14 protein-coding genes are annotated in these 15,150 nt (G+C 72.5%); 6 read left to right on the top strand and 8 right to left on the bottom strand.

Annotated features, from left to right (window positions below):
- Window positions 1–34 precede the first annotated feature (34 nt).
- On the top strand, window positions 35–1,345 hold the full coding sequence (locus tag AC3EUJ_RS28310) for an alpha/beta fold hydrolase (protein ID WP_431966207.1): 1,311 nt from the start codon (window positions 35–37) through the stop codon (window positions 1,343–1,345).
- Here AC3EUJ_RS28310 and AC3EUJ_RS28305 read toward each other — a convergent pair.
- Window positions 1,257–2,498 (bottom strand): DUF4192 domain-containing protein, encoded by a 1,242-nt coding sequence (locus tag AC3EUJ_RS28305; RefSeq protein ID WP_431966205.1) that lies wholly within the window; start codon window positions 2,496–2,498, stop codon window positions 1,257–1,259. The two genes, AC3EUJ_RS28310 and AC3EUJ_RS28305, sit on opposite strands and share 89 nt — an antisense overlap.
- Window positions 2,499–2,652: 154 nt before the next feature.
- Between AC3EUJ_RS28305 and AC3EUJ_RS28300 the strand changes: the two genes are divergently transcribed.
- Both AC3EUJ_RS28300 and AC3EUJ_RS28295 read left to right on the top strand, forming a co-directional pair.
- Complete coding sequence (locus AC3EUJ_RS28300) at window positions 2,653–4,812, top strand: RecQ family ATP-dependent DNA helicase (protein WP_431966203.1); 2,160 nt, start codon at window positions 2,653–2,655, stop codon at window positions 4,810–4,812.
- Between the two features lie 197 nt (window positions 4,813–5,009).
- On the top strand, window positions 5,010–5,606 hold the full coding sequence (locus AC3EUJ_RS28295; protein ID WP_431966201.1) for a hypothetical protein: 597 nt from the start codon (window positions 5,010–5,012) through the stop codon (window positions 5,604–5,606).
- Here the strand turns inward: AC3EUJ_RS28295 and AC3EUJ_RS28290 are convergent, their stop codons facing one another.
- From AC3EUJ_RS28290 to AC3EUJ_RS28280, 3 genes are all read right to left on the bottom strand, one after another.
- Complete coding sequence (locus AC3EUJ_RS28290) at window positions 5,607–6,245, bottom strand: hypothetical protein (RefSeq protein ID WP_431966200.1); 639 nt, start codon at window positions 6,243–6,245, stop codon at window positions 5,607–5,609.
- Between the two features lie 64 nt (window positions 6,246–6,309).
- Window positions 6,310–7,017, bottom strand: a complete 708-nt coding sequence (gene rnhB, locus AC3EUJ_RS28285; RefSeq protein WP_431966198.1) for a ribonuclease HII — start codon at window positions 7,015–7,017, stop codon at window positions 6,310–6,312.
- Between the two features lie 95 nt (window positions 7,018–7,112).
- Window positions 7,113–7,706, bottom strand: a complete 594-nt coding sequence (locus AC3EUJ_RS28280; protein ID WP_431966196.1) for a TetR/AcrR family transcriptional regulator — start codon at window positions 7,704–7,706, stop codon at window positions 7,113–7,115.
- A gap of 110 nt (window positions 7,707–7,816) precedes the next feature.
- On the opposite strand from AC3EUJ_RS28280, the gene AC3EUJ_RS28275 reads away from it, so the two are divergent.
- Window positions 7,817–9,364 carry an MFS transporter gene (locus tag AC3EUJ_RS28275; RefSeq protein WP_431966194.1) on the top strand — a complete coding sequence of 516 codons (1,548 nt, stop codon included), beginning with the start codon at window positions 7,817–7,819 and terminating at the stop codon, window positions 9,362–9,364.
- A gap of 58 nt (window positions 9,365–9,422) precedes the next feature.
- On the opposite strand, the gene AC3EUJ_RS28270 is transcribed toward AC3EUJ_RS28275, so the two are convergent.
- From AC3EUJ_RS28270 to AC3EUJ_RS28260, 3 genes are all read right to left on the bottom strand, one after another.
- The gene (locus AC3EUJ_RS28270) at window positions 9,423–10,883 is read right to left on the bottom strand and encodes a DUF4153 domain-containing protein (protein WP_431966193.1); all 1,461 of its coding nucleotides are present in this window, start codon (window positions 10,881–10,883) and stop codon (window positions 9,423–9,425) included.
- A gap of 453 nt (window positions 10,884–11,336) precedes the next feature.
- Window positions 11,337–12,239 carry an ADP-ribosylglycohydrolase family protein gene (locus AC3EUJ_RS28265; RefSeq protein WP_431966192.1) on the bottom strand — a complete coding sequence of 301 codons (903 nt, stop codon included), beginning with the start codon at window positions 12,237–12,239 and terminating at the stop codon, window positions 11,337–11,339.
- 55 nt (window positions 12,240–12,294) lie between these two features.
- A complete protein-coding gene (locus tag AC3EUJ_RS28260) occupies window positions 12,295–12,960 on the bottom strand; it encodes a phosphoglycerate mutase family protein (protein ID WP_431966190.1) in 666 nt (221 codons plus the stop codon).
- A 220-nt stretch (window positions 12,961–13,180) separates the two neighbouring features.
- Here AC3EUJ_RS28260 and AC3EUJ_RS28255 point away from each other — a divergent pair, with 220 nt between their 5' ends.
- Entirely contained in the window at window positions 13,181–13,972 is a 792-nt protein-coding gene (locus AC3EUJ_RS28255) for a VOC family protein (protein ID WP_431966188.1), read from the top strand.
- Window positions 13,973–14,023: 51 nt separating this feature from the next.
- On the opposite strand, the gene AC3EUJ_RS28250 is transcribed toward AC3EUJ_RS28255, so the two are convergent.
- Window positions 14,024–14,632: a YdbC family protein gene (locus AC3EUJ_RS28250; RefSeq protein ID WP_431966186.1), complete on the bottom strand. Its 609-nt coding sequence runs from the start codon at window positions 14,630–14,632 to the stop codon at window positions 14,024–14,026.
- Window positions 14,633–14,952: 320 nt separating this feature from the next.
- Between AC3EUJ_RS28250 and AC3EUJ_RS28245 the strand changes: the two genes are divergently transcribed.
- Window positions 14,953–15,120 (top strand): VOC family protein, encoded by a 168-nt coding sequence (locus AC3EUJ_RS28245; RefSeq protein ID WP_431966184.1) that lies wholly within the window; start codon window positions 14,953–14,955, stop codon window positions 15,118–15,120.
- Window positions 15,121–15,150 lie beyond the last annotated feature (30 nt).

Here is a 15,150-nt window from a genome sequence, read left to right as displayed (position 1 = left end):
TCGGGAAGCCGTCCGTATCACCGGAAAGAGAGCCATGGCCGTCTACCGCCAGCCGGGAACCGTCATCACCGACCACACCTTCCAGGTGCCGCTCGACCACGCGGACCCGGGCGGCGAGCGGATCGAGGTGTACGCACGGGAGGTCGTGGCCACCGGGAAGGAGCGAGATTCGCTGCCCTGGCTGCTGTTCCTGCAGGGCGGGCCGGGCGGCCGGTCGCCGCGGCCGCTGGGCCGCGACGGCTGGCTCACCCGGGCGCTGGACGACTACCGGGTGCTGCTGCTCGACCAGCGGGGCACCGGCCGCTCCACCCCGGCGAACCGGCAGACCCTGCCGCTGCGCGGGGACGCCTCGGCCCAGGCCCGCTATCTGGAGCACTTCCGGGCGGACTCGATCGTCCGCGACTGCGAGCTGATCCGCCGCGAACTGCTCGGCGAGGACGGCCAGTGGAGCCTGCTGGGCCAGAGCTACGGCGGCTTCTGCGCGCTCACCTACCTGTCCTTCGCCCCCGAGGGCGTCCGCGAGGCCTTCGTGACCGGCGGCCTCGCCGGTCTGCGCAGCACAGCCGAGGACGTCTACCGGGCCGCCTACCCCCGCGTGGAGCGGAAGACCGCGGCGCACTACGCGCGTTACCCGGAGGACGTCGAGACGGTCCGGGCGATCGTGCGGCACCTGCGCGAGCGCGAGGTCAGGCTGCCGGGCGGCGGCCTGCTGACCGCGGAGGCCTTCCAGACCACCGGGATGCTGCTGGGCACGGGCACCGGCTCGCACACGCTGCACTACCTGCTCGAGGACGCCTTCGTGGCCGGGGGATCCGGCCTCCAGCTCTCCGACTTCTTCCTCGCCGAGGTCCAGGGTCATCTGTCGTTCGCGGCCAATCCGCTCTACGCGGTGCTGCACGAGTCGATCTACGGCCAGCGTTCGGTCTCGCCGCGGGCCACCGGCTGGGCCGCCGACTCGGTTCGGGGCGAGTTCCCCCAGTTCGACGTCGACAAGCCGCTGGCGGACGACGCGCCGGTGCTGCTGACCGGCGAGATGATCTACCCCTGGATGTTCGCCACGGACCCCGCGCTGGCACCGCTGCGCGAGACGGCGCACCACCTGGCGCAGCACGAGGAGTGGCCCGACCTGTACGACCCGGCTCAGCTGGGGCGGAACGAGGTGCCGGTGGCCGCGGCCGTCTACCACGACGACATGTACGTGGACACCGCCGAATCGCTCACCACCGCGCGCTCGGTCCGCGGCCTGCGCACCTGGGTCACCGACGAGTACGAGCACGACGGGCTCCGGGTGAGCGGCGGCCGGGTCCTCGACCGGCTGATCCGGCTGGCCCGCGGCGAGCTGTGAGGAGCGCGGCCCGGCGGGCACGTCCGATGCTCTGCTGGCGCAGGTAGCGGCGCAGCGGTTCCGGCGAGAGGCCGTTGTTGACGGCGGCGTGGAGCAGCCGGGCGAAGGTGTAGTCGGGGGCGAGGTGCAGGGCGCGGCCGAAGGCCACGCGCGCCGCCGCCTCGTCCCCGGCGGACCAGGCCACCCAGCCGGCGAGGGTCAGGGGCGCGGCGGCGTGCTCGTGGTACGGCTCGACGCAGCGCCGGGCGAGCGCCCGCCACAGGCGCACCGCCGGGTCGGTGTGGGGCGGGTCCATCCACTCCGCGGCCTCGTCGCGGGTGGTGCGGTCCTGCAGGCCGAGGATCATCGTGGCGGCCTCGTCGTCGTCCAGCAGCGCGTCGTCGTCGCGGTCGGCCGCCACTCCGTCCCCCACCGGGGTGGCGGCCCGGAAGCGCTCGAGCGCCGCCCGCAACAGGCGCAGGGTGGTGCGCCGCACCTCTGCGGAGTCGTCCCGCTCCAGCATGCGGGGGACGAGGGCGGCGGCCGCCGCGTCCAGCGCGTCCGCGCGGGCCGCGGACGCCGGTGCGCCCGGCGGGGGCGGGGTGAGGCGCTCCTCAATCTCCTTGAGGGAGCCGCTGATCCGCAGGCCCGCGTAGGCGGCCGCCGCGGCCATCACGGAATCGCCGGACTTTGTGATCCCGATGCCTTCGCGCGGGAACCGCTCCGGGTCCGGGCAGCAGTAGGACCACCAGCGGCCGGCGCAGACGCACAGCGCCTCGACGACGGGGACGTCGAGCGTGCCGCAGGCGATCCGCAGCCGCTGCGCCAGCGGGCGCAGCCGTTCCATGAGCTGGTGGGGGGTCTCGCCGGGAGCGGGTTCCTGAACCAGGAAGAGCACGATCGCGTCCGGCCGTCCGCCGCGTTGCTCGCTGCCGTTCACCAGGCACTCCGCCAACTGCTGGGCGGCGCCGGGCCACTCGGCGGCGTCCCGTGGGATGCCGAGCCGGGCCCGGCCGCCGAAGCGGCCGCGCTCGCCGTGCAGGGCGATCAACAGAATGCTGTCGTCGGGGTGGAATCCGCACAGGTACGGGAGTGCGGCGGCGAGGTCGGCCGGGCTGCGCAGGGTGACCTTCGGGTCGTCCGAGGGGCGGGGGGATTCGGTGTGCTGAGTCATGATCCGAAGGTCCCGTACGCCGTGGATCTCCGCCAGCCCCCTCCAAAACCTGTGGATAACTTGCGCATATCATCACAATGATCCGGGGCGGGTTGTCCACAGGCCGCCTGCGTGCGGTTGGCGCGGTGTCGGTGCCATCGGGTTGCATGGGGGCATGACCACCGCACTGCGCACCGCCGCCGACACCATCCTCAGCCGGCTCGTCGGGGACCCGACGGGCACCGCACGCCTGCGCGAGGACCAGTGGCGTGCCGTCGAGGCGCTGGTCGCGCACGGCCGCCGGGCCCTGGTGGTGCAGCGCACGGGATGGGGCAAGTCGGCCGTCTACTTCGTGGCCACCGCGCTGCTCCGCGAGCGGGGCAGCGGTCCCACGGTGATCGTCTCCCCGCTGCTGGCGCTGATGCGGAACCAGATCGAGGCCGCCGACCGCGCCGGCATCCGCGCCCGCACGATCAACTCGGCCAACCCCGAGGAGTGGGACACGGTGCAGGCCGAGGTCGCCTCGGGGGAGGTCGACGTCCTCCTGGTGAGTCCGGAGCGGCTCAACAACCCCGACTTCCGTGACCAGGTGCTGCCCAAGCTGGTGTCCACGACCGGTCTGCTCGTGGTCGACGAGGCCCACTGCATCTCCGACTGGGGCCATGACTTCCGGCCCGACTACCGCCGGTTGCGGACGATGCTCGCCGATCTCACCCCGGGCGTCCCGGTGCTGGCCACGACGGCCACCGCCAACGCGCGCGTGACGGCCGACGTGGCCGAGCAGTTGGGGACCGGTGACCACGAGGGAGCCCTCGTGCTGCGCGGACCGCTGGACCGCCAGAGCCTGTCGCTCGGGGTACTGCGCATGCCCGACGCCGCCCACCGGCTCGCCTGGCTCGCCGACCACATCGGCGACCTCCCGGGCTCGGGCATCGTCTACACCCTGACGGTGGCGGCCGCGGAGGAGGTCACCGCCTTCCTCCGGCAGCGCGGGCACCGGGTCGCCGCCTACTCCGGGCGCACGGAGGACGCCGACCGCCGGGCCGCCGAAGCCGCGCTGCTGAACAACGAGGTCAAGGCGCTGATCGCCACGTCGGCGCTCGGCATGGGATTCGACAAGCCGGACCTGGGCTTCGTGGTGCACCTGGGCTCGCCCTCCTCGCCCATCGCCTACTACCAGCAGGTCGGCCGCGCCGGCCGCGGTGTCGACCACGCGGAGGTGCTGCTGCTCCCCGGGCCCGAGGACGAGGCGATCTGGCGCTACTTCGCCTCGCTCGCCTTCCCCCGTGAGGAACAGGTGCGGCACACCCTGGAGACTCTGGCCGCCTCCGACGGCCCGATGTCGGTCCCCGCGCTCGAGACCCGGGTGGACCTGCGCCGCAACCGGCTGGAGACCATGCTCAAGGTGCTCGACGTGGACGGCGCCGTGCACAGGGTGCGCGGCGGCTGGACAGCCACGGGCCGGCCCTGGGCGTACGACACCGAGCGGTACGCGTGGGTCGACCGGCAGCGCAAGGCCGAACAGCAGGCGATGCGCGAGTACGCCACGACTTCGCTGTGCCGCATGGAGTACCTGCGCCGTCAGCTCGACGACGAGGAGGCCGCCCCCTGCGGCCGCTGCGACAACTGCGCCGGGCCCCGGTTCACCGCGGAGGTCTCCCGCGAGGCCCTGGAGGCGGCGCGGGCCGCGCTCGGGCGCCCCGGGGTCGAGGTCGAGCCCCGCCGGATGTGGCCGACGGGTCTGCCCGCGATCGGCATCGACCTGAGGGGGAAGATCCCGCCGGGTGAGCAGGCCGCGACCGGTCGGGCCCTCGGACGGCTCTCCGACATCGGCTGGGGCAACCGGCTCCGCCCCCTGTTCGCCGAGAACGCCACGGACGGCCCCGTCCCGGAGGACGTGTCGCAGGCCGTGGTGCAGGTGCTGGCCGACTGGGCGAAGGGCCCCGGCGGCTGGGCGAGCGGCGAGCCCGACGCCCCGCAGCGACCGGTCGGCGTCGTCACCATCGCCTCGCACACCCGGCCGCAGCTCATCGCGTCACTGGGCGCGCGGATCGCCGAGATCGGCCGCATGCCCCTGCTCGGGGAGGTCGCGCACAGCGGTGACCTGGAGCCCTCGCGGGTGCCGCGCAGCAACAGCGCACAGCGACTGCGGGCGCTGCACGGTGCGTTCACCGTTCCGCCCGCCCTCAGCGAGGCGCTCGGCTCGGCCGCGGGACCGGTCCTGCTGGTCGACGACTTCACCGAGACGGGGTGGACCGTGGCCGTCGCAGCGCGGCTCTTGCGCCGTTCCGGTGTTACCGCGGTGTTTCCGCTGGTCCTGGCCCTGCAGGGCTGACCGGTAGTCACCATGTGAGACAGAGACGGGATCTATGCGGCGGAGGGTCAGATAACAGACAGGTCGACAAAATGACCGTTGCCGCCTGGGTGTGCGACAGGAACAATTGACTCTGGATCCCCGCATCGGCTCTTGGAGCCCCCCGACCGGCATGCCCACGCACGCCCGGTCGCGGACGCATACCCGAAGGGAGGACCGTGGCCATCGGCTTCGCTCCGGAAACCGCTTCCGTGAATTCCTCCCGCCGTGCCGCACGCCATCGCAACCTCGAGCCTGCCGAATGGACCGCCGCGGGCATCCCCCTGCTGATCAACCCGCGCGAAGTGGTCACGGACCTCCACACGCGCCACCTCCCGGCACCGGGCACCGCCGTGGTCGCGGTCTACTCCCCCGACGAACGGCTGACGGCCAGCGCGTCCTTCGCGCAGCGCCCCCACGTCACCGACGGCTGGGAGCGCCGCAACGCGATCCTCGTCCACCTGCGTCGGATCACCGCGGACGACCTGCGGCGGCGCAGGCCGGTGCGCACCGCGGTGCTGCTCGTCTGCCGTGACGGCGGAGCGGGGTGGACCGAGGTGGACGGTGCCTGGATGTGGGGACTGCGGGACGCCTGCTCGCTGTACGGCCTACGCCCCGGTTCGTACATCACCATGACCGACGACGGCTGGCGGGTGCAGGGCGAGGAACGTGCCGGACGGACCCCGAACGCCGCCTCGTGGTCGGCCACGAGCCGCGGCGCAGCGAGCCTGCGTCCCAGCGGGACGCCGCCCCTGCGCCGCGCGGCGGCGCGCTGATCAGGCGTTGACGCCGAGCAGCGCGTTGATCCGCTGCGGGTCTCCGCAGACGACCAGCAGCGTTCCGGCCCTCGCCATCGCGGAGGGCAGGACATCCGCCACGGTCTCGTCGGAGCCGCCGTTGACGGCCACGACCACGACGGGCCGGCCCTTGGCGCGGTCGGCGTCGTGCGCGGCGTAGAACACGTCGTCGCCGGCGTCGTGCTGCGCCCAGTAGGACGCCTCGCCGAAGCTCAACTCGTGGGCCGCCCAGGGGTGCTGCTCGCCGGTGGTGAGCACCAGGACCTCACCCGGAGCGCGCCCGCTGTCCAGCAGCAGGTCGACGGTCTCGTCGGCGGCGTCGAGGGCGCCCTCCACCGAGGCGGGGATGAGCTGGATCTGCGCGGACGGGCCGGCGGAGCCGGAGGCCACGGCCTCGGACTCCCGCGGCGATCGCTGCTGCGGGGGTACGACGGACCCGCGGGTCGGACCAGGACGGCCAGGCCGGGCGTTCACCGCCGGAGCACCACGCGGAGGCGCGGGACGGGGGCCGGGGCCCGGTACGGGACGGGGGGTCGACGCGGGCCGGCCGGAGGCCGGGGCTACGCGGGGACCTGGGACACTCTCGTGAATCTGAGGCTCCTCGGGGGTGAGAGGCATGTGCTGATGTCTATCAAATGCACCGGAACAACGCAGCGGCGGGTAGGTCACAAATCGGCTCAGGTCACAACTCGGCTCCGAAGTCGAACCCGAGTTGCTCACCCGACTCGCCCGCCTCCACGGTCTCCCGGACCTTCTTCAGGTGTTGCCAACGCGGCAGCGTATCGAGATATGCCCAGGACAGCCGGTGAAGGGGGGTGGGCCCCAGCTCCTCCAGCGCCGCCCGGTGCACCGGCGAAGGGTACCCGGCATTGTCCTCGAAACCGAACGGAGCATAGTCCACGCCCAGTTCCGCCATCATCGCGTCCCGCCGCACCTTGGCGATCACGGATGCGGCCGCCACGGCCACGCACGAACGGTCGCCCTTGATCACCGTGCGCACCCGCCAGGGGCCCCCCAGGTAGTCGTGCTTTCCGTCGAGTATCACCGCGTCCGGCCGCACGGGCAGGGCGTCCAGGGCGCGCGTGGCGGCGAGCCGCAGCGCGGCGGTCATCCCCAGCCCGTCGATCTCCTCCGGGGAGGAGTGGCCGAGCGCGAAGGAGTTCACCCATCCGGTGAGCACACCGGCGAGTTCGGTACGGCGCTTGACGGTGATCAGCTTGGAGTCGGTGAGGCCATCGGGGGGCCGCCGAAGGCCGGTGACGGCCGCGCACACCGTGACAGGTCCGGCCCAGGCACCCCGTCCGACCTCGTCGACGCCCGCGATGACCTTGGCGCCGAGGGTCGCGCGCAGCGAGCGTTCGACAGTGTGGGTGGGGGGTTCGTGGACCATGGCAAGGCTTAGCCTACGCTCCCGCGTTGGGCCGCCCGAGAGCAGGTCGGCCAGGGTGGGACGCGGGCCGGGGGGCGACCGGCCCGGCGACCGGATCAGGGGCGCAGCAAGGGCAGCATCACCTGGTCGACGACCTCGATCAGATCCTCCTCGGTGATCTCCCGTCCACCGATCTTCGACCGGTACATCATCAGCGCGGGCACGACGTCGGCGACGATGTCCCCGGTGGCGTCGGGCCGCACCTCGCCCCGCTCGATGCCGCGCCGGACCACGTCCAGGATGCGGTTCTTGGTGGGTTCAACAACCCCTTCCAAGATCAGCCGCACGAAGCAGTGGGCCGCTTCCTGGTCGCACTCGTCGATCACCGAACGCAGGGCGAGCCCGCCGCGCGAGTACATCGCCTCGCGCATCCGTAGTACGAGGAAGACCAGATCCTCCCGCAGACCGCCCAGGTCCGGGACGTCGGGGACCTCGGGGAAGGCCGTCTGCAGGGCGTCGGCGACGAGCGCCTGCTTGGACGGCCAGCGGCGGTAGACGGCCGCCTTGCCGGTCTGGGCGCCGGCCGCGACGCCCTCCATGGTCAGCCCTCGCCAGCCCACCGTGCTCAGCTGCTCCAGGGCGGCTCCGAGGATCGCCCGCTCCAGAACGGGCCCGCGACGACGGGTCCCCGCTCCCTGCGACATGACCATGCCACCTTCTCATTCACTCTCTAGTGAACGCTTGCGTTCACTACCACCATCAGCCTAGTGTCGTACACAGTGAACGCAACCGTTCACTAAGTCACCGACTGGGGGACCTCGTGACGACTGGGCAACTCACCTCACCACGAAAGCCCGGAGCCGCGCGACGCGACGGCAGGCCGGGCATCGCACTCGCGGTGATCGCGGCCTGCCAGCTCATGGTCGTGCTGGACGCCACCATTGTGAACATCGCGCTCCCGCACATCCAGGACGCGCTCTCCTTCTCCACCACCGATCTGTCCTGGGTGCTCAACGCCTATACGCTCACCTTCGGCGGTCTGCTGCTGCTCGGCGGACGCGCGGGCGACATCCTGGGACGGCGCAGGGTGTTCGTCTTCGGCATCCTGCTGTTCTCCCTCGCCTCCCTCCTCGGAGGCTTCGCCCAGGAGCCGTGGCAACTTCTGGCCGCGCGATCGCTGCAGGGCGTCGGCGGCGCGATCGCCTCGCCGACCTCGCTCGCACTCATCACCACCAACTTCCCCGAGGGTCCGCAGCGCAACCGCGCCTTCGGTGTGTTCGCCGCGGTCTCCGCGGGCGGCGGCGCCGTAGGCCTGCTGGCGGGCGGCATGCTCACCGACTGGCTCGACTGGCGCTGGGTGTTCTTCGTCAACGTGCCGATCGGCCTGCTGATCGCCTTCCTGGCGCCGCGCTTCATCAGCGAGTCGCAGCGGCACCCGGGCCGGTTCGACATCGCCGGAGCCGTCACCTCGACGCTCGGCATGGCCTCGCTCGTCTACGGCTTCATCCGAGCCGCCCACTCGGGGTGGCGGGACACCCTGACCGTTTCCTCGTTCGTGGTGGCCGTCGTGCTGCTGGGCGCCTTCGTGGTCGTCGAGCGGCGGGCCCGGGAGCCGATCACCCCACTGCGGATGTTCGCCGACCGCAACCGCTCCGGCACCTACCTGATGATGCTGAGCCTGGCCGCGGCCATGTTCGGCATGTTCTTCTTCATCGTCATCTTCGTGCAGAACGTGCTCGGCTACAGCGCGATCGCGGCAGGCTTCGCCTTCCTGCCGGTCACCGCGGCGATCGTGACCGGGGCCGGGCTGTCCACCCGCTTCCTGCCGGTGCTCGGGCCGAAGCCGTTCCTGGTCACCGGCTCGGCGCTGACCGGTTCCGGTATGGCGTGGCTGACCCTGATCGACCCCGGCAGCAGCTACGTGGGCGGCGTCCTCGGCCCGATGCTGCTCTTCGGCTTCGGCATGGGCCTGAACTTCGTCACGCTGACCCTGACGGCCGTCTCCGGCGTCGCCCAGCACGAGGCGGGGGCAGCCTCCGGGCTCCTCAACGCGATGCAGCAGGTGGGCGGCTCGCTCGGGCTGTCCATCCTGGTGACGGTGTTCGGCACCGCGAGCCGCGACAAGGCCACCGGTCTCGTCCCGGACTTCCTCGCGCACTCCACTCCGGAGCAGCAGGCCGCCTTCCAGCAGACGCACGAACTGCCGCCGCCGTGGGGCCACGAGGTGCTCGCGCACGGCATCTCGACCGCGTTCTACGCGGGCGTGGGGCTGGTCGCGCTCGCCCTGCTCACGGCGTTGTTCGTGATCCGGGTCCGCAAGAGCGACCTGGAGGCGCTCAGCGGCAGCGCGGGCATGCCCGCGGCCTGACGCCGGCGCCGCCGCCCGGCCCGAGGGGAGGCCGGGGCGGCGGCACAAGGCGTTCACGTCACGGGAACTCGGGGTCGCGCCACTCGTCGTAGAAGCCCTCCAGCCCTGCGGCGTCGCACGGCTGGTCATCGGTCCGCGGCGGGCGCTCGTCGAGCAGCGACCGCGCCCGGACCTCACCCAGGCTGGTGGTGAACCAGGCCTCGGTGCCGTCCTCGTAGAGGTGCTCCACGATCTTCTCCAGGGCGCAGGAGCGCTGCGGCTCCGGCAGCCGGTCCAGCTCCGGGACGGCGTCCGCGGAGAGGTTCCGCAGGTACGCCAGGTCGATCTTGCCGGTGCTCTGGTAGCGGCTCACCTGCTGGTCGGCGATGAGCGCGTCGGGCGACACCAGTCCGAAGACGAGCACGGACGCCGCGGCGCTCACCACCACGGCGCGCGGCAGCCAGCGCGCGCCGAACAGCCCGGCCGCCATGACGAGGACGATCAGCAGCCCGAGCCACAGCTCCACCCCCGCCACCGATATCCGCAGCCGGGTCAGCCCGTACGCGTCGACGTACAGGTCCATGCGGCGCAGCGCGGACGCGACCACGACCAGGGTCAGCACGCAGATCGTGCCGAGGACGGAACGCACGAGCAGGCGGTCGCGCTCGGTGCCGCGTGGCGCCCAGCGCAGGGCAAGGGCGATCACCACCACGGTGAGCACCGTGACGACGAGCAACTGCCAGAACCCCTGCCGGGCGTACTCCGCGTAGGTCAGGCCGGTCTTGTCGAGCACCTTCCCGTAGCCGCCGAACAGCACCGTCAGCTGGACGGCGTTGAAGGCGGCGAACAGCGCGGCCAGGACGACCAGCGGCAGCGCCCATTCCACACGCCGGCGCGCGCGTCCCGGCTTCACCTCGATCCGGTCCCAGCGGCGCGGCGCGGCGGCGCTCCACGCGGCGCAGAGCGCGAACAGCGTGCCGAGGGCGAGGAGCAGGAACCGCAGCGGGACGTCTGTGACCTTCACATCGGGCGTCAGGTCACCCAGCAGGTCGGCGAAGGCCGCGTCGGCCCCGGCGAAGAGCGCGCCGAAGACGACGAGCAGCACGACGGTCACGCCGACCGTCTTCAGCATCGGCAGCAGCCGGCTCCGGTCGTGGGTGGCGCGCTCGCGCAGCCCGCGCAGTGCCCAGCCGATCGCCGGTGCCGGAGCGAACCACAGCCCGGCACCGCCGAGCAGCACGCCGGGCCAGCGACGGCCGCCGTGCAGGGCCAGCGAGCCCAGGAAGGCGCCGGCGACGACGGCCAGGAACGACGGCCACCAGGCGTCCCGAAGGGCCGGGATCAGCAGCAGCGTCAGGCCGGCCACCGACCAGACCGCCGACCAGGGTCTGAGCCGCCGGCCGTGGTCCAGGGCGGCGACCGCGGCCGCGACCGCGGCGGGAACGCTGACCAGCAGCAGGTTGATCCCCAGGCCGCCGCGCAGCAGGGTCGCGGCCAGCACACCGGTGAGCAGCGCCGTCCACAGCACGGCGGGCCGCACGGCACGCGGGGTCCGGGGCCGGCTCGCGGTCACCCACGCCGGCGGCGTGGGCGGGGGCGGTGGCGTCCAGGGACGTGCGTACGGTGGCGCCGGATGGACGGGTGGACCTTGCTTCCGCAGCGGTGACTGCGGCTGTGCCTGCGCGGGCGCCTGCGCCGTCGGCGCGGCGTCGGACGGCGTGTCGGACATGAGAACCCCTCCCCGCCGGTCGCACGGCGGCCGGGGGCCGCGCGCCGGACCGGTGCTCGACTGCGCGTCCGGCGAAGATCAGCCGGACGGCGTGGCCGACAGGCTAGGCGCGCCGACCAGCTGCGCAAACGCGGTACGGGCCCGACGGCGGAGTCTGTGACAGGGCCGTGACAATGCACAGGATGGCGAGACCCCCGGACGGGACCTGGGACCCGTGGACGGGGTCCAGGGATGGGGCCCGTGGATGCGGCCCGTGGACGGGGCTCAGTCCGCGGGCAGCCATTCCGGCAACGGCTCGCAGCGCTCCTGCCAATGTCGCGGGGGCTCGCCACCGGCCCCGGCGGCGATGATCCCGCCGACGATGGCGCAGGTGGTGTCCACGTCGCCGCCCGCGCGGGCGGTGGTCCAGAAGGCACCCTCGTAGTCGCCCAGGCCCCGGGCGGCGGACCACATGGCGAAGGGGACGGTGTCGTGCGCGCTGGTGCGACGGCCGTTGCCGAGCACGGCCGCGACGGTGGCCACGTCGTCGTAATCGAGCATGTCGACGGCGCGGCGCAGTCCGGCGTGCACGGCGCTGCGCGGCAGCAGCGCCACGACGCGGGTGATGAGGTCCGCGGGGTCGCCGGGGCCGGCCGGGTCCGCGGCGAGCGCGGCGGCGGCCGCGACGGCCATCGCGCCGACGACGGCCTCCCGGTGCTGGTGGGTGGTGTAAGCCGACAGCTCGGCCTGCTCGGCGGCCTTCTCCGGCTCGCCCGCGTACCAGGCGCCCAGGGGCGCCACGCGCATGGCCGCTCCGTTGCCCCAGGAGCCCTGGCCGTTGAACATCTCGGCCGCGAGCGTGCGCCAGTCGGCGCCCTCCTGCCGGATCAGCCGCAGCATCCGGTTCACGCCGGGGCCGTAGCCACGGTCGAAGTCGTGATGCGCCGCGAAGGAGGCGGCCAGCGCGTCCTGGTCAATCGCACCGTGCGAGTCCAGGACCGCGACGACCGAGCACGCCATCTCGGTGTCGTCCGTCCACTGCCATGTTCCCGGCGGCAGCGCGCGGCCCTGCAGTGCCGGGTAGTGCGCCGGCACGAAGAACTGGGAGCCGAGGGCGTCGCCCAGGGCGAGACCGCGCAGGCTGGACAGCGCGCGGCGGCGTGGGAGGTCACGAGGGTCAGCGGTCATGGCGGGAGAACTCTGACATCCGGTGCCACCCGGGTCAATCGTCCTGTGCGCAATCTCACCCGTGATATCGCGCCAGGCCGGAGTCGGTGGTCCGCCAGCGGGCGAAGGGCCGGTCGAGCCGGTACCGGCCGTCGGGCTCGGCCAGCAGCATCCGCGTCTCGCCGTTGTCGGGGTTCGACAGGCACTCGAACTCGTCGACCGTCCAGTGGAACCACCGCATGCAGAACAGCCGCATGGTGAGCCCGTGCGTGACCAGCAGGACGTTCGGCGGGAACTCGGGCTTGTCGAAGGCGCGGTAGAGCGTCTCCAGGAAGGACCCGACGCGGTCGTAGACGTCCGCCCCGGACTCGCCCTGGGCGAAGCGGTAGAAGAAGTGGCCGTAGGCGTCCCTGGCCTTGCGCTGCCGCTGCACGTCCCCGGCGTCCTGGTAGTTCCCCCAGTCCTGCTCGCGCAGCCGGGGCTCCTCCTTGGCCCGGGTACGGCAGGGATCGAGGCCGAGCAGGTGGAAGGTCTGATGCGTCCGGCGATATGGCGAGACGAAGGCCTGCACCCGTTCCCCGTCGAACAGCTCGCGCAGCTCCCGGCCGGCCGCGCGGGCCTGCTCCTCGCCTCTCGTGGTGAGGGTCAGCGCGTGGTCGGGCACCCGCTCGTAGATCGTGTCGTCGGCATTGCCCTGGGACTCTCCGTGCCTGATGAGCACTATGCGACGCGGTCGGGCCATGGCCTCACTGTAATTCTTACGCGTGGGCAAGGTCGCGGCGGTCCCCGCGCGAGGCCGTGGGCGGGTCCCCGTCCGGGCCTGTCACGTGCCTGACCAGGGTCGTGACGGCGCTCGCACGCTCCGTCCACAGGCCGGGCGTCCCCGCCCCCGATTGTCAGTGGCGTACCGCAGACTCAGCATGAAGAGGGGGAGCCTTCGCGCGCCACGGTTGGAGGCCGCCATGAAGACCACGTCGTTCGTTCCCGGCACACCCTGCTGGACCGATCTGAGCAGTCCCGACATCGAGGCCTCCTGTGCGTTCTACGGCGGCCTGTTCGGCTGGGACTCCCAGGCGGGCCCCCCGGAGGCCGGGGGATACACCTTCTTCAGCCTGCGCGGCGAACACGTGGCGGCCGTCGGCCCGGTGATGGCCGAGGGCGACCGGCCGCGGTGGATCACCTACATGGCCACGAGCGACGTGACCGACACGGCCAAGGCGGTCGAGGCCGCGGGCGGCTCGGTGTGCGTGCCGCCCATGGCGGTCTTCGATGAGGGCAGCTTCGCGCAGTTCACGGACCCGCACGGGGCGGAGTTCGCCGCGTGGCAGCCGGGCCGGTTCAGCGGCGCGGGCCTGCTCGACGAGCCGGGCACGCTGTGCTGGATCGAGCTCAACACCCGGGATGTGGAAGGCTCCCGGGCCTTCTACCGCAGCGTCTTCGGCTGGACGGGCGAGACCCACCCCTTCGCCGGGGACAGCTCGTACACCGAGATCGAAGTGGAGGGGACGGACCGCAAGTTCGGCGGCATCCTGCTCATCAACGACGCCTGGCCGCAGGAGATACCCCAGCACTGGATGCACTACTTCTCCGTCGCCGACACCGACGCGGCCGCCGCGCGGGCCACGGAGCTCGGGGGCAGCGTCTGCGTGCCGCCCTTCGACCTCGAGCACGTCGGGCGGGTCGCCGTGCTCGACGATCCGCACGGCGCGTACTTCTCGGTCATCACCCGTCCCGCACAGGGCGGGAAGGGCTGACGCGGACGACTCCCGGGCGGGTCCCCGGTCGCCGTGCCGTCAGCCGTGCCGTCATATCGACCAGGCCTGTTCCAGGTCGACGAGGTCCCCGGCGACGGTGAGCACGTCGGCTTCCAGATCGGCACGTTCGGACAGTCGCAGAATGGAGCCGTCCCGGTACTTGGCGTGCTCGGAGGCCGAGTCCCACATCGACAGCACCAGGAAGTCGGACCCGGGTCCCTGCGCGAAGACCCCGCGCAGCATCCCCGGGGAGCCGGCCATGGCCGGGTTCCAGACCTTCTCCTGCATGAGCACGAAGTGCTCGACGCGGTCCGGCCGCACCTTGCAGTGCGCAAGGCGCAGCAAGTCGCTGTCGGCGAAGCGGGGCCGGAAGCCGACCTTGACGTCCAGACGGTGCTCGAAGAGCTTGACGCCCAGACTCTCGTAAGTGCCGGCCTGGGCGGCCGCGAGGCGGTCGTGCGGGCCCGCCATGAAGGCGTCGTAGTAGTCGCGGTCCTCCCAGAACGCGAACAGGTGCGCCACGCCCGGCTGGCTGCGGCTCCAGCCGCCGCCCTGCCCTCGGAAGCCCGGCTCCCCCATGAGCCCGTTGGCCCATTTCCGCTGCCCGCGCTCGAATCCGGCGCGATCGACGATTCCGCAGCGAATCCACTTCACCAGCACCGCGCCATCCTATGGCCCGCCGGCGGGCCTTCCGCCCCATCCGAGTACCAACTCCCCTGAACGAGAGAGGAATACGATCAGGCCGTGCACGCCCTCCACCCACGCCTCCTCGGTCGAGGACATCGGCACCGCCGCCCGCTTCTGACCGCCGCCCCGCGCGACCTGCTCGGCATCGAGCCGGTCAGGTTGATCGCGCAGGCCGGCTACGCCAATGGGGATCTGGGTGGCGAGGCCGCCCGCACACGCTTCTCCCGTGCCGCGCTCGCCCGGCGAGCGACACCGGCACCCTGCCCACACAGGCCCTCGCGCAGGACGCGACCATGCTCGTCCTGCGGGTCGACGACATCGAAACGGCCTCGGGAAAGCTGACCGCGCACGGTGCGACCGTCCTCGCCGAGCCGCAAGGACCGGCCCGAATGGGCCCCGGCCCGCGAACCGCGCATCTGCGCACCCCGGCCGGCAGCCGCGTGGAGCTCCAGTCGTACTGACCGGACTCACCCGAACCTGCCGGACTCACC

It is taken from the genome of Actinacidiphila sp. bgisy160 (genome assembly GCF_057707815.1).
The sequence above is the reverse complement of the archived record's forward strand: the minus strand, read 5'-3'. Positions and strand labels throughout refer to the sequence as shown.

Bases quoted from the DNA above. Each gene is read 5' to 3' on its own strand.
- AC3EUJ_RS28310 (WP_431966207.1), top strand. From the start codon at position 35: ATGGCCGTCTACCGCCAGCCGGGAACCGTCATCACCGACCACACCTTC.
- AC3EUJ_RS28290 (WP_431966200.1), bottom strand. From the start codon at position 6,245: ATGCCTCTCACCCCCGAGGAGCCTCAGATTCACGAGAGTGTCCCAGGT.
- AC3EUJ_RS28255 (WP_431966188.1), top strand. From the start codon at position 13,181: ATGAAGACCACGTCGTTCGTTCCCGGCACACCCTGCTGGACCGATCTG.
- AC3EUJ_RS28260 (WP_431966190.1), bottom strand. From the start codon at position 12,960: ATGGCCCGACCGCGTCGCATAGTGCTCATCAGGCACGGAGAGTCCCAG.
- AC3EUJ_RS28265 (WP_431966192.1), bottom strand. From the start codon at position 12,239: ATGACCGCTGACCCTCGTGACCTCCCACGCCGCCGCGCGCTGTCCAGC.
- AC3EUJ_RS28300 (WP_431966203.1), top strand. From the start codon at position 2,653: ATGACCACCGCACTGCGCACCGCCGCCGACACCATCCTCAGCCGGCTC.
- AC3EUJ_RS28280 (WP_431966196.1), bottom strand. From the start codon at position 7,706: ATGGTCATGTCGCAGGGAGCGGGGACCCGTCGTCGCGGGCCCGTTCTG.
- AC3EUJ_RS28245 (WP_431966184.1), top strand. From the start codon at position 14,953: ATGCTCGTCCTGCGGGTCGACGACATCGAAACGGCCTCGGGAAAGCTG.
- AC3EUJ_RS28305 (WP_431966205.1), bottom strand. From the start codon at position 2,498: ATGACTCAGCACACCGAATCCCCCCGCCCCTCGGACGACCCGAAGGTC.
- rnhB (WP_431966198.1), bottom strand. From the start codon at position 7,017: ATGGTCCACGAACCCCCCACCCACACTGTCGAACGCTCGCTGCGCGCG.